Here is a 15,357-nt window from a genome sequence, read left to right on the forward strand (position 1 = left end):
GCTTTATTATTTTTATAGCCTAGTAAAGCGTGTATGTGTTGCTTGATTTTGGTGACTCTCGTCAATTTTTAAGTTTTGCTGAATCCTTTCAGCTTTTATACTGAATCGGTTCAGCATATAATTCAACTTATCGAAGGATCGTTGATGTATTAATATGATCCCGCGCACAGAACAGGGCTTAGAATATGACACTGGATGAAATAGCAAAATTGGCTGGGGTTTCCAAGACCACGGCAAGCTATGTGATTAACGGTAAAGCGCAGAAATACCGCATCAGCGAAAAGACTCAAAAGAAAGTCATGGCGGTGGTTGAGCATTACAATTACAAACCGGATCACGCCGCTTCTTCTTTGAGAGCGGGCAACTCTCGCTCGTTTGGTTTGATCATTCCAGACTTAGAAAACACCAGTTACGCACGTTTAGCAAAACTGATTGAGCAGAACTCTCGTAAAGCAGGCTACCAAATTTTGATTGGTTGCTCAGACGACAATCCGCAAACCGAAGAAAAGGTGGCGGAGGCGCTGGTTAGCCGCCGTATTGATGCGTTGTTTGTCGCCAGTAGTATGCCTGCCGCCAGTGAGTATTACTTAAAGCTGCAAAACTCGGGCACACCTGTCATCGCACTCGACCGTCCTATGGATGATGAACACTTTTGCTGTGTGATCAGTGAAGATTTCGATGCGGCATTTGAGCTGACAGAATCGGTACTGTCTTCGGAGATTGAGTCCATCGGTTTGATTGGCGCATTAGAAGAACTTCAAGTTTCTAAAGAGCGTGAACTGGGCTTCCGCTCTGCTTGCCAGCAAGAAGGTAACGAGGCTTTGGTAGGCTATGGCCAGCACTTCTCCCGTGAAGAAGGTAAGAAGGTACTGGAAGGTTGGATTGCAAAAGGCCAGCTACCTGATGCGGTAGTGACCATGTCATACACCTTGTTAGAAGGCGTGTTGGACGTGATGTTAGAAAAGCCTGAACTGATGGGTAAAGTGCGTTTGGCTACCTTTGGTGATAACCGCTTGCTCGATTTTCTGCCAATCAAAATCAACTCGCTACCACAGCAATTTGAACTAATTGCCGACAGCGCAATGGAGTTGGCGCTCAATGCTTCAGCAAAACGCTATAAAGCAGGGGTGGAGTTGATTCCGCGTAAGATCGTGAAACGTCACAACGACGCTAAAGCTTAATTTCTACCGTCAGCGCCACAAAGGCGTGGTCGCTGGCGTTTTTATCTCTCTCGAAAGACGGGTTAATTAGGTGTGCATCCAGCACTTGATAATTCGTCACTTCTGCTATGGATACATCGGCGTGCGCATCAAACTCCTGCGACAGTAGTATGTAATCCAACACGTTTCCTTTCGCAAAGTGGTAGTGCGTTGCAGGTCTTGATTCTAACGATGGTGCCACTTGCAATTCCCAGCCATCACAAAGCTGCAAGTCAGTGACGCTGTCACCATATTGTTCAACCAAAACGTTATTAACGCTTGTTTTAGTGATGGCTTGGTTCATGTCACCCATCAACAATGTCGGCATCGGGTTATTCGCATAGTGCTTTTGCATTGCATCGCGCAGCATTGCAGCTTCCCAACCCCGTTGTTGTGTTGATAGCCAGCGGGCAATGGGTCTGCTGGCCTGTTCTGGTGTCTCTGAGTCTGCAGGGCGTTGTGACTTCAAGTGCGTGACGTACACGCAGATATGCCCAATAATTGGGTGAATAATGGTTGCCCGAACGGGTTTGCGGCTGAACGGCGGCGCGTCGATATCGCCAAAGGCATTGAGCGTATCTCTATCGAACGTGACCGCTTCAAAGCTCTCTATGGGAAAACGAGAGGCCACGGCAACAACAGGACGAGAGTATATATAGTCACCCTCGATATGCGGTGTATCTACACAGGCAAAGTATTGGAAACCGATCTCTGCAAAGAAGGTTTGGGTTTCTTCAATGCTAAACACTTCTTGCAAGCCGATGATGTCGGGATTGAGTTGGGCGAACTGCGATTTGGTCCAAGTGAGCTTGTCCTGCCAATCGTCGAGGGAGTAAATGTTCTCGAAATCATAATACGCGCCAGGAGGGGCGACAAAGTTCAATAGGTTGGCGGTGGCAAAGATAATGTGGTTCTTATTAGACAAAATATCGCTCGTTCAAGGAGTTATTGGGTGAGTATATACCCAATTGGACAAGTTGAGTGAAGATCACGTTTCTATTTGTACGCATTCCGTTTAAACTCCGTTCATCAAGAAAAATGAGTAACGAACATGACCCAAGATTACGAACACGAAGAGTATTTAGAAGGCGAAGAGATTGAGATCGAAGCGATCGGTATCGACGTTGACGCGCACCCAATTGAGCTGTACAAGCTTTTCAAAATCGCAAACTTGGTGAGTGGCGGTGGTGAAGCAAAACACATCATCGAAGAAGGTTACGTAGCGGTAAATGGTGAGCTAGAAACGCGTAAACGTCGCAAAATGTACGACGGTGATTTCTTTGAGTTCAACCAAGAATACTATGTTGTTGTGTGTGATGCGCCAGTGACTGAGCCAGAAACTGCAGAGCAAAAAGCAGAGAAGAAGGCGAAGAAAGAAGCGCAAACGGCTCGTAAAGAAAAGTCTCGCTCGAAAAAGAACGAGAAAGCGAACGTTAAGGGCCCTAAGTCGACTGGTCGTAAAGCTGCACACAAAGAGCGTAAAGCACAGAAAGAGGCGTTGTCTCAATCTGCTAAGAAAGGCAAGAAAGACGACAAGCCTCAAGCGGTTCGCGATCCTAAGAGTGGCCGCAACTCTATCGACTTCTTCTAAACGTCTCATTTCGATATCAGAATCGACATAAATAGAAAAGCGCCGCCTTGGTGAGAAACCTAGGCGGCGCTTTTGTATCTAAAACGATTTCATTCGTCTCTGTGTTATCGCTTTTAATGCAATACCTTAGCTGGGCCTTTTTGCTCAGTCCAATGGTGAATCGAGTTTGGTTTCGCCAGATAAAAACCTTGGTAGTAATTCAAGTCCAGTGCTTGCATTGCGGATAGCTGGCCGTTTTCTTCTACGCCTTCAATCACGACTTTAGCGTTCATCTGATCGGCGAGTTCGACTGCATTGGCTATCGCGAGTGTAGCACCAGAGCAATAGTCGAGTAGGTAAGAGCGGTCGATCTTGATGATATCAGGGCAAAGCTGCTTCACTCGTGGCATATCAGAATGGTGAGAGCCAAAGTCATCAATCGCAAACAAGAAGCCATTGGCGCGCATAAGTTTTACGGCTTGGCTCAAAAGCTCTGTATCGCCACAAGCTTCTTCTACCACTTCAAAGACGACATCAGAAGGTGCCATACCCAATTCAGATAATCGCTTGTAGAGTAATCCGTTATCTTTAAAGCCCATGTCATTGGTAAGCGTTAATAACGTTTGGGGCATTACGTTGAGAAACAGTTTGATCGGCGAGCCCGCAAAGTGACGAGCGAAGTTGCGGATGTGAATTGCTCGGGATAGGAACTCGATGCAAAGTCGAAAGTGGGTATCAATGCTGCTATCAGTAAAGAACAGATCGGGACGAATGTAGGCACCATCTACACCACGAATGCGCAGTAGGGCTTCCATACCGATCATTTTCTGGTGTTTATCAAAGATAGGCTGATAAACACTGTGAAAAGTGTATTGATTGAGTACAACGTAGTATTCACCAAGGCTGTCCTGCCTTATGTACTGCTCGTAATCGGACTGCTTCTTTAACTCCATGAAAAACGCCAAAATAATAGCATGCGAAGGACTGTAACAGGATGGAATTCCGATTTGAAGCGCTACGCTGGCTTATTTTGAAGCCTATTGAGTTAATTTGAATTAGATTCCGATTTTTTCTCGATGTATCTGAAAAACATTGATAGACCGAAACAAATCAGGAAGTAAACGAAGCCGACAATCAGCCAAATTTCGAAAATGTAGCCAGATGAGTTTGCCATCTCTGTGCCGACAAAGGTCATTTCTTGAATCGAGATAAGAGATACGATGGAGGTATCTTTAACCAGTGAGATGGTCTGACCTGCCAGTGCTGGTGTAATGGCTTTCAATACTTGCGGTGCAATGACAAAGCGGTATTTAACCCAAGATGATAATCCGAGTGAATCTGCGGCTTCCCATTGGCCTTTATCGACGCTTTGCAATCCAGCACGCACGACTTCTGCGATGTAAGCAGAGGAAAGTAGACCAACACAAAGGACACCAGAGGCTAAGTTTTCCCAAAGGTTAGCAGGACCAAAGAAGAAGCTTTGAACTGCGTTAGGTTCGCCACGGTAGTTACGTAAAATGTCTTCTAGCCCCAGTAGTGGGATTAACTGGTTAGAGACGAAGAAGTAGAAGATGAAGACGAACACCAAAGGCGGAATGTTTCGTACCAATTGAATAAACGCATTGGCAGGTGTGCGCAGCCATACCGAATCAGAAAAGCGAGCTAGTCCTAGCAAGGTACCTAGTACTAAGGCGAATACGATGCCCCAGACGCTAAGGCGCAGCGTTGAAATTAAGCCTTGAAAGAAATACGGTAAGCCGCCGTCTGCTCTTGGTGTGAACAACAGGTCAATGGCTTCTTTCCAATGCCAGATGTAATTTACGCCAACGGTAGAGCGATGATAAAGCCAAACACCAGCCAATGCACAGATGGCCAGCAGCACCCAATCAAGTAGGTTAAAACGACTTAAGAAAAAGCCTGAATTGGTTTTGGTTGGTGCAACGCGAGTGGTGGTTTGTCCGCTCAAGGTTTGACTCCGGTAGTAAAGATAAATACCGACCCGTTAAACGAGTCGGTCATTGTATTTATTGTAAAAGTTGCAATGGCTGTGAAAGTGCTCATTATTCTGACGCTATGAGCAACCGCGACAGCTTATGACTTTATGAGTAACAGCAACGCCTACTGGCCTTGTGCAACTTGGTCTTGCCAATCTAGCGTCGAGAACCAGTACTCGTAACGTTCATCTAGCCAACCGTCTTGCGTACGAGCTTCAATCCATTGGTTGAAGAAGGCTTTTTTGTCTTCTTCACCTAGACGAACGGCGAAGGCTTCGTTGCCTTTTGACAGACGCTCTGAAAATGGAATGAACAATTTGTCTGCGTGCTTGATCGCTTCGTGCTCTGGTTTCGGGCTTGATGCAATCACTGCGTGTGCATTGCCGTTTAGTACTTCTTGGAATGCTTGAGCGTCGTCATCGAACTGAAGGATCTTCGCTTTAGGGAAAGTCTCACGCGCTACTTGCACAGTGAACGCTCCACGACGAGCGGCAATCTTCACACGGCGAGAGTCAAAATCTGAAAACTCGCTAAAACCTTCTGCTAGTTCTTTGTTTGCGGCAACTTGTACGCCAGAGTGTGAATAAGGTTCAGTGAAAAGTACGCTTTTTGAACGCTCTGGAGTGATCGACATGCCACCGATGATTACGTCAAACTTTTTCGCTAATAGAGCAGGGATGATGCCGTCCCACGCGGTTGGGACAAACTCGACTTTGAGGCCTGAATCTGCGGCTAATCGTTTCGCCACGTCGATTTCAAAACCAATCAGTTCACCTTGTTTGTTACGCATTGCCCAAGGCACGAATGTCGACATACCAACGCGCAGCGTGCCACGATCTTTGATTTGATCTACGTTCGGCGTTGCGGCTTCTTCATTGGCTAATGAAGGTAAAGCAATCGCAAGCCCTAATAATGCGGTAATGGTCGCTTTGAATAACTTCATGTTATCTCCTTATAATTTGCGCCAACTGGCTCCTAGTTTGTGTTCCAGCCAAGCGGATAAGCCAGAAAGTGATAATGTGAGAGCAAGGTAGATTGCTGCCACAGTAAACCAGATTTCAAAAGGCATCGCCGTTTCAGAGACGATGTTTCTCGCTTCGGTGGTGAGGTCGAAGATCGCCATAACACTCACAATCGAAGAGTTTTTAATCAGTGACACGACTTCATTGGTCAATGGTGGCAAGGTACGTTGGAGTACCTGAGGAAGAATCACATCTTTGTACGCAAAGAGAGGGGACAGCCCCAAGCTTTTCGCTGCCTCAAATTGACCTTTGGGAATGCTGTTTAAGCCTGCACGGAAGATCTCCGCGGTGTACGCCCCTTGGAATAGGGACAGCGCTAAAACGGCGGTACTGACTCTGTCTAGACCGATGACAGGGCCAAACACCAAATAGAGTAGGTAGATTTGCACCAACAATGGCGTATTACGAATTAACTCTACGTAAGTAGTGCCGATCGCATTACCAACTTTGGAGTTGCTTAGACGCAGCAGTGCGGTAACCAAACCAATTACTAATGTGAAGAACAGGCTAATGGCAGAGATTTTTAGTGTAACGATGAGGCCTTCTATTAACTCGGCTGGCCACAATTCACCGTCTTCGTAAAACGCGATGTAGTCAGGCACACGTTCCCACTGCCATTGATAACCCATCGCTTGTGCGCCGGAATCAAGCACCCAAACGATCGCAATCAAAAGAATGGCGATTTGGAGTAAGGCTTGTAAAACGGGTTTTAGGATTCGAAATAGCATTGGCTAGTAGCTCAGAATCTGATTCAAAAACGCTTGTGTACGAGGGTGTTGAGGGGTTTCAAACAGTGCAACGGGTGAGTTCACTTCGATGATTTCACCTTCGTCCATAAATACCACTCGATTCGCTACTTTTTTAGCAAAACCCATTTCGTGAGTCACACAAATCATGGTCATGCCGCTTTGTGCTAACTCCACAATCACGTCCAACACTTCGTTGATCATTTCAGGATCGAGCGCCGAGGTTGGCTCGTCAAACAGCAGTAAATCTGGTTCCATACAGAGCGAGCGTGCGATAGCAACACGTTGCTGCTGACCACCAGACAATTGAATTGGGTATTTGTTGGCTTGCTCTTCGATGTTAACGCGCTTGAGATAATGCATTGCGCGTTCCTCCGCTTCCTGCTTCGATAGCTTCAGAGTGCGGATTGGGGCAAGAGTAAGGTTTTCTAAAACCGTGAGATGCGGAAACAGATGAAAGTGCTGAAACACCATTCCTACTTTACCCGGTTTTTGTGCTTTGGAATTTGTAGGATGCTCAAACACGCTGAGCTCGCCCTCTTGGATGGATTCTAAGTGGTTGATGCAGCGAATTAGTGTGGATTTACCTGAGCCGGAAGGGCCACAAACGACCACGATTTCACCGGTGTGTACTGAAAAATTAATGTCTTTAAGGGCGTGGTATTCGCCATACCACTTGTTTACGCCGCTGAACTCTACGACGATATTTTTCTCTTTCAAGGCTGCCAACTTTTAGAATAAATTTCTTTCTACAATAACAAGTTATTAACCGTATTGCACCTGTTTATCAGAGGTAAACTGTCCAACTGGTGAGCAAATAACTCATGACAAAACTAACCGATAATATAGTCAGTTTTAGAGAAAACGGATCACAATTGCGAAGACAGACATGGTTATAAGAAACTGTGCCGAGTAATAAGTTGTCATCACCACTTGGCGAGAAAATACCGATGTACTGCCAAATCGTTCGAAGGCAAGGACAACACCAGACATGGTGAAGATAAAACTGCCTAGCACGGCGAACGCCGACGATTGGGTTTTACCACTGGCGTAGTATTCCAATGCCATCCAAAGCATGGTCATCAAAACAAAGATGTAGCTAGCTACCGACCACTTTTCTTTCCCTAAATCGGGCTTAAAAAAGAAATAGGCACACAGCCCTGCGCCAAATACGGCAAAGGGAATCCATGGAGTAAAATGCCAAGCCGCCATATTGATGAAACCCAAGGCATAGCTAATTTGAGCAAGGTAAAACAGTTTGATGCCCGCAACAAATTTGTCTTTTGGGTGCATCAAAATTAAGTCACCCATGAGTGACAGTGAGAGCCCGCCAATGATCCACTGGGTGTAGGGTAGGTGACTCGCTGGAGACAGCATTAACATCCCAATCATTGCTGTGATTGGAAGCGGTTTGGTCAAAAAGAATAACCACTTAGGGCCAGTCTTAATGCTGATGATATGTATGAGCGCGCAAGCTACGACAATCAGCCACATACGAATAACTCTTGAATAGACGACTAAACGCTCATTTTTTATGAGCAAGTAAAAAAGTGACAATTCGATTGGTAAGCACTTGGTTTGTTTTTGGTCATCGGCTTACACAACAACATCAAACTATCGCCTGTTTGTTATTTTTTTAGCAGAAAAGTTCAATTTATATCGTTTTGTCAGTGTGCGGCTAAATTACCATAAAAAAACGGTATTGTGTCTGTGCGGACACAATACCGTTAAAAAAGGCAGTAATTTGATAGATCGAGTCGTTATGCGACTGCTAGATCAAGAATTTTTCGACTGTTTTCTAGGTCGATCGCTTGGTTCTCGCCAAGAACGGTCATGCCATGCTTTGATAGCTGTGCAATGACTGAGTCAATAGCGGCTTCACGATCATCACCGTAACCTTCAAGTTGAGTTGCGACGTCTAGCTGATGGTAGAAAGCTTCGATCGCTTGAATCGTGCGCTCTGCCAAGTCTTCACCTTCTGATAAGCCAAACACGTTGCGACCCATTTGCTCAAGCTTAGGGCGTTTGAATTGCATTTGGTTACGAAGTAGTGATGGTTGGATGATCGCTAGTGAACGTGCGTGGTCTACGTGCCAAAGTGCCGTTAGTTCGTGACCAATCATGTGTGTTGCCCAGTCTTGAGGAACACCGCTACCGATAAGACCGTTCAATGCTTGGTTTGCTGTCCACATTAGGTTGGCACGCCATTGATCGTTATCGCGCTCTGCGAACTGATCGCCCAGTACTTTAAGGTTTTTCAGTAGTGCTTCTGCGTAACCGTCTTGAACCATTGCGCCTGTCGGTAGTGTTAGATATTGCTCACAAACGTGAACCCATGCATCTACCAGACCATTGATAAGCTGACGCTCTGGTAGGGTTTTCATTACGTCTGGGTCAAGAACTGCAAACTTCGGTTGAACTGCAGGTGCTAGGAACGCCAATTTATCTTGCGTTTCTTTTTTAGTGATTACCGCGCCCATGTTTGACTCAGAACCTGTCGCAGGCAACGTAAGAATGGCAGCAAGTGACGTTGCTTCGGTTACTTGATGCTTGCCTACCATGATGTCCCAACCGTCACCGTCGTATTTTGCTGATGCTGCGACGTACTTAGAACCATCGATAACTGAACCACCGCCTACAGCTAGGATAAAATCAACGTTTTGTTCTTTTACGATAGCTACCGCTTTATCTAGTGTTTCTTTAGTTGGGTTTGGCTCAACACCCGAAAACTCAAGCCACTCTCGGCCTTCCAATGCTTGCGCTACTTGATCGTAAACACCGTTCTTCTTGATCGAGCCGCCGCCGTAGATCACAAGTACTTTTTGGTCGGCAGGAATTGCGTCTTTGATTGCCGCGATTTGGCCTTGGCCGAAGAAGATTTGAGTTGGGTTGACGTATGAAAAGTTCATTATTATACCTCTTGCTTCCAATGTGAGGAGAGTGAATATGTGCATATTAGTACGTGCTGGAGTGGCTGAGTAGGCCGATTCCTGCAAATTTATTGCCTATTCCTACATAATTGGATGCGTTGCTCTGGAACTGAGTGACGAACTCCAAGTATAGTGTGTGGCAAATGAATGGAGTGACAAAATGAAGACACTTGCTGAGAGCATGCAGCAATACGCGACGAAATTCGGCTTAGACGATCTCGAAGGGATTAAAGAAACCGCCATTGATGGGGTGTGGTTTTACCGCAGTAGTAAAGGGAATAATCGCCAACCTTTCGTGTACCAGTCTGGCATTATCGTCTTAGGGCAAGGGTACAAGAACATCCATATTGGCCAAAGTCCGGTACGTTATGGACCCGATGATTATTTGGTGGTTGGCGTCCCGATGCCGCTCGAGTGTGAAGCGATTGCCGTCGACAATGAACCCTTGCTAGGTATCTCTATCGATATCTCTCCAGCTCTGCTACAAAAGCTCGTGAAGAAGTTGGAATCACAACGTTTTACTAACGTGTGTGAAGACGCCACTCGCTGCGGGTTGAAGTCGGTACAAATGAACGAGCAAATGCTTGATGCATGTAAACGCCTGATGACGACGTTATGTGACGAGCTAGAGGTTGCCATGCTCGGTGAGATGCTTTTAGAAGAGATAGTTTATCGAGCATTGGTAAGCGAATCTGGCCATGTTCTCTTTGAATTGGCGCATCAAGAAGGCTCTTATGCTCGCGTGGCTAAAGCTCTTAATCGTGTTCATCAGGAATATCATGAACAACTGAATGTACAATCCTTGGCGGAAGAGGCGAACATGAGCGTGTCTGCGTTTCATCAAGCCTTCAGAAGTGTCACTCTAGAGTCGCCTTTGCAGTACATAAAAAAGGTGCGTCTCAACAAAGCGCGTGAACTTATCCAAGTAGAAGGGCGCAGAGTGAATGATGCTGCGAGGCTAGTAGGCTACAGTAGCCCGTCACAGTTCAGTCGCGAATATAAAAGACATTTTAATGAAACACCCAGAGCAACAAAGGCTTAGTGATCTTTATTTCAATATTAGGACTTTTTTTCTCTTTTTTATTAATTTGCGATCGACATATTTATTTGAGTAGTGAAATTAGTTGTTGGTGCAAAATAAGATGTCAATTCTTGCAATCTATGAGTGGATTCTTGAGAGGTGTTGCTGAAAATTTATAAATAAGTAGTGTGAAATTCTGCACTTGTACTTAAGTTATTTTACGTCGAAACAAAAGTAAAAGGTACGCAAAGATAAAGCGTGTTTTGTATTGTATTAACAATAACTTAAGGAAGAGCAATATGTACTTTAGAAACGGGAAAGCGGCAAAGAGTGTATTCACACTCAGTACTTTGACTGCATCTTGTCTAATGGCATTCAACAGCTATGCAGCGGTTGATTGTACACCTCTAGAAACTTGGGATTCATCAAAAGTTTATAATGGTGGTGATCAAGTTCAGCACGAAAATAGCGCATATAAAGCGCGCTACTGGACGCAAAACAATAACCCTGCTCAGTCAGGTGAATGGGGTGAGTGGGAGAACCTTGGCGCTTGTGATGGCGGCCCTGTTGGTCCACCACTTAACGAAGTACCGACTGTTTCACTAACTTCTCCTTCTGCGTCGGCCTCTATCACAGCTGGTGACGTTGTTAACCTTGCCGCAGACGCTGCAGACACTGACGGCACAGTCAGCAAAGTTGAATTCTTTGTTGATGGCGCATTGGTTGGCACATCAACCGCAGTACCTTTTACTGCTTCATGGACGGCGACAGAGGGTGTTCACGAGTTCTCAACTAAAGCTTACGACGACAAAAACGCAGCGAGCACTGTGAGTGCTGTTACGCTTACAGTTGCTGCTGGTCAACCTGGTAACGAAGCACCAACGGTAGACGTAGCGCTATCAGCCACTTCTGTTGAGCTTGGCGGCACGGTAACGGTTTCTGCTACTGCGGCAGACGCGGATGGTACGGTTGCTAAAGTTGAGTTCTTTGCGGCAGGAGCTTTGATTGGTACAGCGACCGCTGCGCCTTACGCTGTTGATTTCACTCCAACAGCAGCAGGCTCGGTATCGATTTATGCTAAAGCGACTGACGATGCTGGCGCAACAACAGATTCTTCCCTTGTATCACTATCAGTAAATGGTGGTGCAGTCACTTCAAACTGTCGTCCTGATGGCCTGTACCAAACGGCTGGTGTGGATGTACCTTACTGTACGATTTACGACAAAGACGGCCGTGAATTGATGGGTGCCGATCACCCACGTCGTGTGATTGGTTACTTCACAAGCTGGCGTAGTGGTGATGATCCACAAGCGGCTTACCTTGTGAAAGACATTCCTTGGGATCAGCTAACTCACATTAACTACGCGTTTGTAAGCATCGGTTCAGACGGTAAAGTGAACGTTGGTGACGTGACTGATCCAACTAACCCTGCAACCGGTAAAACTTGGCCGGGTGTAGAAGTAGACCCAGCACTAGGCTTTAAAGGTCACTTCGGTGCACTTGCTACTTACAAGCAAAAACATGACGTTAAAACGCTGATCTCGATCGGTGGTTGGGCTGAAACAGGTGGTCACTTCGGCGCAGACGGTAATCGTGTTGCGGATGGTGGCTTCTACACGATGACAACTAACGCAGACGGTTCAATCAACCACGCAGGTATCGAGAAGTTCGCGACTTCTGCAGTTGAAATGATGCGTACCTACAAATTCGATGGTCTAGACATCGACTACGAGTACCCAACGTCTATGGCGGGTGCAGGTAACCCTTACGATAAAGACTTCATGGAACCACGTCGTCCATACCTGTGGGCTTCATACCAAGAGCTAATGAAGGTCCTACGTGAGAAACTGGACGCAGCATCTGCACAAGATGGCATCCACTACATGCTGACTATCGCAGCGCCTTCTTCGGGTTACCTACTGCGTGGTATGGAAACCTTTGATGTTACTAAGTACCTCGATTACGTGAACATCATGTCTTACGACCTGCACGGTGCTTGGAACGATCACGTTGGTCACAACGCGGTACTGTTTGATACAGGTAAAGACTCTGAGCTTGCTCAATGGAACGTTTACGGCACGGCTGCTTACGGCGGTATCGGTTACTTGAACACTGACTGGGCTTACCATTACTTCCGTGGTTCAATGCCTGCTGGTCGTATCAATATTGGTGTGCCTTATTACACCCGTGGTTGGCAAGGTGTAACAGGTGGCGAAAATGGTCTTTGGGGCCGCGCTGCACTACCTAACCAATCAGAGTGTGCACCAGGTACTGGTGAAGGTGAGAAGAACAACTGTGGTCACGGTGCTCTAGGTATCGATAACATGTGGCACGATACTGACCCTAAAGGTAACGAAATGGGGGCAGGTTCTAACCCAATGTGGCACGCGAAGAACCTAGAGAAGGGTATTTGGGGTTCTTACGCTCAAGCTTACGGTCTAGATCCTGTGAACGATCCTTCAGACCAATTGGTGGGTACGTACACGCGTAACTACGATGATGTTGCAGTCGCACCATGGCTATGGAACGCAGAGAAGAGTGTATTCCTATCAACAGAAGACAAAGCGTCTGTTGAAGTGAAAGCAGACTACGTTATCGATAAAGAGATCGGCGGTATCATGTTCTGGGAGCTAGCAGGTGACTACAACTGTTACGTACTAGACGCGAACGGTAACCGTACTACGATTGATGCAACTGAACAGGCTTGTGCAGCGGGTAATGGTGAGTACCACATGGGTAACACTATGACTAAAGCGATTTACGACAAGTTTAAGTCTGCAACACCTTACGGTAACAAGATTGCGACAGGTGCTATCCCAACTGAGGCTGTTAATATCGCAGTGAGCGTTGGTGGCTTTAAAGTGGGTGACCAAAACTACCCAATCAACCCTAAGATCACGTTTACAAACAACACTGGTCAAGCGATTCCTGGCGGTACTGAATTCCAGTTCAATATTCCTGTATCGGCACCGGATAACGCGAAAGATCAGTCTGGTGGTGGCCTAAGCGTAATTGCCTCTGGACACACTCGTGCGAACAACATTGGTGGTTTGGATGGTGTAATGCACCGTGTATCTTTCTCGCTACCAGCATGGAAAGACCTACCAGCGGGCGGCACTTACGAGCTTGATATGGTTTACTACCTACCAATCTCTGGCCCTGCTAACTACACGGTGATTTCTGGTGGTAAAGAGTTCGCGTTCAAGTTTGAGCAACCAGACCTACCAATCGGTGACTTAAACTCTGGCACTGGTGGCGGCGGTGGTACTGAGCCTGGTACTTGTGACACAACAGGCCTTGTGACTTACCCAGACTTCCCACAAACGGACTGGCAAGGTAACCCAAGCCACGCTAACCAAGGTGATAAAGTGATTCACAATGGTGTGGTATACCAAGCAAACTGGTGGACAGCATCAGAGCCGGGTAGTGACGTTAGCTGGTCGACAGTATGTAACGTTTAATCCAGATTGAATGGATAACAAAAGCGCGCGATTTACATCGCGCGCTTTTTTATTGTGGGGGGATATGATTTTGTTGCTTTGGATTATTGCAAATAGACGCTTGAGTAAACGATCAGAACTCATAACCTTCAGGAATAACCACGATCCCTTTTTCTGATACATGAAATCGTTTGGCGTCTTCGATTTTGTTGATACCAATTTGTGTGTGCGGTGGAATACGAACGTGCTTGTCAATAATACAACTCACAAGCTGACAGCCTTCGCCGACCTCTACATCATCGAAAATAATGCTATCGACGACGGTTGCGCTGTCTTGAATACGCACGTTGGACGCGATAACAGAGTGCTGAACGGAACCTCCGGAGTTAATGACACCATTGGCAATGATGGAGTTAATAAAAATCCCTTCATTACCTGTCGCCGATGATACGGTTCTTGCTGGTGGGAATTGAGCTTCGTAAGTGCGAATTGCCCAGTTCGGTTGATATAAATTCATTGGTGGCACTGGCTCTAATAAATCCATATTGGCCTCGTAGAAGGAATCGATCGTACCTACATCTCGCCAATAGCAGTCTTTGTCTACACGACCTTTACTACCGCAGAACTTATAAGCGTAAACGGATTGAGTGTCGATCAGCTTAGGAATGATGTCTTTTCCAAAGTCATGGCTTGAGTCTTCAAGCTTTGCATCTTCTTCTAGTGCTTCCTGCAGAACGTCCATATCAAAGATGTAAATACCCATAGAGGCAAGGCTCTGAGCTGGGTCATCTGGCAGGGTAGGCGGGTTCTCCGGTTTCTCGATGAAGGATTCAACTAAGCCGTTTTCTTTGATGCCCATTACGCCAAAAGCCGTGGCATCCTCTACCGGGACATCCATACAAGCAACGGTGAGTTTTGCGCCGTTTTCTTTGTGCTCTTCCAGCATCGCAGCGTAATCCATGCGGTAGATATGGTCACCAGAAAGAACAACCACATACTTGGCGTCGTTACGAGAGAGTAACCACATGTTGTGGTAGATGGCATCTGCTGTGCCTTCATACCATGCACCACCTTTGCGCATTTGGGGTGGAACGGCTGTGATGTATTCACCAAGTTCGGGATTAAAGATCGACCAACCATCTCGTAAGTGTTTTTGTAGCGAGTGTGATTTGTATTGAGTTAAAACCAATATCTTCCTCAAACCTGAATGAAGACAGTTAGTTAGAGTGAAATCGATAATACGATATTTACCACCAAATGGGACGGCTGGTTTGGCTCTATCATCGGTAAGTGGGCTCAATCTTGATCCCATACCGCCAGCTAAAATTACAGCGAGTGCGTCTTGCATAATGTTCCCTTTCCCTTGTATTACGTACTTCGAAAGCGACTTAAAGCCCGAGGAGTTAGCCAACTGCAGGCTGTCTCTTATACACAA

Annotated in this window: 13 protein-coding genes; 4 read left to right on the top strand and 9 right to left on the bottom strand. The window is 46.3% G+C overall.

Annotated features, from left to right (window positions below; genetic code table 11):
- Positions 1-185: 185 nt before the first annotated feature.
- A complete protein-coding gene (cra, locus tag KIV40_RS16365; RefSeq protein WP_038889264.1) occupies positions 186-1,181 on the top strand; it encodes a catabolite repressor/activator in 996 nt (331 codons plus the stop codon).
- Here the strand turns inward: cra and KIV40_RS16370 are convergent.
- The gene (locus KIV40_RS16370) at positions 1,171-2,124 is read right to left on the bottom strand and encodes an endonuclease/exonuclease/phosphatase family protein (protein ID WP_285350238.1); all 954 of its coding nucleotides are present in this window, start codon (positions 2,122-2,124) and stop codon (positions 1,171-1,173) included. The two genes, cra and KIV40_RS16370, sit on opposite strands and share 11 nt — an antisense overlap.
- Before the next feature lie 126 nt (positions 2,125-2,250).
- Here KIV40_RS16370 and KIV40_RS16375 point away from each other — a divergent pair, with 126 nt between their 5' ends.
- On the top strand, positions 2,251-2,790 hold the full coding sequence (locus KIV40_RS16375; RefSeq protein WP_010649343.1) for an RNA-binding S4 domain-containing protein: 540 nt from the start codon (positions 2,251-2,253) through the stop codon (positions 2,788-2,790).
- Between the two features lie 113 nt (positions 2,791-2,903).
- Here the strand turns inward: KIV40_RS16375 and KIV40_RS16380 are convergent, their stop codons facing one another.
- The 7 genes from KIV40_RS16380 to KIV40_RS16410 form a co-directional block, all read right to left on the bottom strand.
- Entirely contained in the window at positions 2,904-3,722 is an 819-nt protein-coding gene (locus tag KIV40_RS16380; protein ID WP_285350240.1) for an EAL domain-containing protein, read from the bottom strand.
- Positions 3,723-3,814: 92 nt separating this feature from the next.
- Positions 3,815-4,735 carry an amino acid ABC transporter permease gene (locus KIV40_RS16385; protein ID WP_045457849.1) on the bottom strand — a complete coding sequence of 307 codons (921 nt, stop codon included), beginning with the start codon at positions 4,733-4,735 and terminating at the stop codon, positions 3,815-3,817.
- Between the two features lie 152 nt (positions 4,736-4,887).
- Positions 4,888-5,706, bottom strand: a complete 819-nt coding sequence (locus KIV40_RS16390) for a transporter substrate-binding domain-containing protein (RefSeq protein WP_045395799.1) — start codon at positions 5,704-5,706, stop codon at positions 4,888-4,890.
- A 9-nt stretch (positions 5,707-5,715) separates the two neighbouring features.
- Positions 5,716-6,513, bottom strand: a complete 798-nt coding sequence (locus tag KIV40_RS16395; RefSeq protein WP_285350243.1) for an amino acid ABC transporter permease — start codon at positions 6,511-6,513, stop codon at positions 5,716-5,718.
- 3 nt (positions 6,514-6,516) lie between these two features.
- The gene (locus KIV40_RS16400) at positions 6,517-7,251 is read right to left on the bottom strand and encodes an amino acid ABC transporter ATP-binding protein (protein WP_285350244.1); all 735 of its coding nucleotides are present in this window, start codon (positions 7,249-7,251) and stop codon (positions 6,517-6,519) included.
- A 135-nt stretch (positions 7,252-7,386) separates the two neighbouring features.
- Entirely contained in the window at positions 7,387-8,025 is a 639-nt protein-coding gene (locus KIV40_RS16405; protein ID WP_285350245.1) for a lysoplasmalogenase, read from the bottom strand.
- Between the two features lie 266 nt (positions 8,026-8,291).
- Complete coding sequence (locus KIV40_RS16410; protein WP_285350246.1) at positions 8,292-9,440, bottom strand: iron-containing alcohol dehydrogenase; 1,149 nt, start codon at positions 9,438-9,440, stop codon at positions 8,292-8,294.
- Between the two features lie 181 nt (positions 9,441-9,621).
- On the opposite strand from KIV40_RS16410, the gene KIV40_RS16415 reads away from it, so the two are divergent.
- Together KIV40_RS16415 and KIV40_RS16420 are read left to right on the top strand one after the other, a co-directional pair.
- Complete coding sequence (locus KIV40_RS16415; protein WP_005431409.1) at positions 9,622-10,503, top strand: AraC family transcriptional regulator; 882 nt, start codon at positions 9,622-9,624, stop codon at positions 10,501-10,503.
- Between the two features lie 278 nt (positions 10,504-10,781).
- Positions 10,782-13,943, top strand: a complete 3,162-nt coding sequence (locus tag KIV40_RS16420) for a chitinase C-terminal domain-containing protein (protein WP_285350249.1) — start codon at positions 10,782-10,784, stop codon at positions 13,941-13,943.
- 112 nt (positions 13,944-14,055) lie between these two features.
- Here the strand turns inward: KIV40_RS16420 and glgC are convergent, their stop codons facing one another.
- Positions 14,056-15,270 carry a glucose-1-phosphate adenylyltransferase gene (gene glgC, locus KIV40_RS16425; RefSeq protein WP_285350250.1) on the bottom strand — a complete coding sequence of 405 codons (1,215 nt, stop codon included), beginning with the start codon at positions 15,268-15,270 and terminating at the stop codon, positions 14,056-14,058.
- Positions 15,271-15,357: the final 87 nt, after the last annotated feature.

It is taken from the genome of Vibrio sp. D173a, assembly GCF_030248475.1.

Excerpts from the sequence above, each read along its gene's own strand:
- KIV40_RS16375 (WP_010649343.1), top strand. The coding sequence starts at position 2,251 with ATGACCCAAGATTACGAACACGAAGAGTATTTAGAAGGCGAAGAGATT.
- KIV40_RS16390 (WP_045395799.1), bottom strand. The coding sequence starts at position 5,706 with ATGAAGTTATTCAAAGCGACCATTACCGCATTATTAGGGCTTGCGATT.
- glgC (WP_285350250.1), bottom strand. The coding sequence starts at position 15,270 with ATGCAAGACGCACTCGCTGTAATTTTAGCTGGCGGTATGGGATCAAGA.
- KIV40_RS16410 (WP_285350246.1), bottom strand. The coding sequence starts at position 9,440 with ATGAACTTTTCATACGTCAACCCAACTCAAATCTTCTTCGGCCAAGGC.
- KIV40_RS16420 (WP_285350249.1), top strand. The coding sequence starts at position 10,782 with ATGTACTTTAGAAACGGGAAAGCGGCAAAGAGTGTATTCACACTCAGT.
- cra (WP_038889264.1), top strand. The coding sequence starts at position 186 with ATGACACTGGATGAAATAGCAAAATTGGCTGGGGTTTCCAAGACCACG.
- KIV40_RS16415 (WP_005431409.1), top strand. The coding sequence starts at position 9,622 with ATGAAGACACTTGCTGAGAGCATGCAGCAATACGCGACGAAATTCGGC.
- KIV40_RS16405 (WP_285350245.1), bottom strand. The coding sequence starts at position 8,025 with ATGTGGCTGATTGTCGTAGCTTGCGCGCTCATACATATCATCAGCATT.
- KIV40_RS16380 (WP_285350240.1), bottom strand. The coding sequence starts at position 3,722 with ATGGAGTTAAAGAAGCAGTCCGATTACGAGCAGTACATAAGGCAGGAC.
- KIV40_RS16395 (WP_285350243.1), bottom strand. The coding sequence starts at position 6,513 with ATGCTATTTCGAATCCTAAAACCCGTTTTACAAGCCTTACTCCAAATC.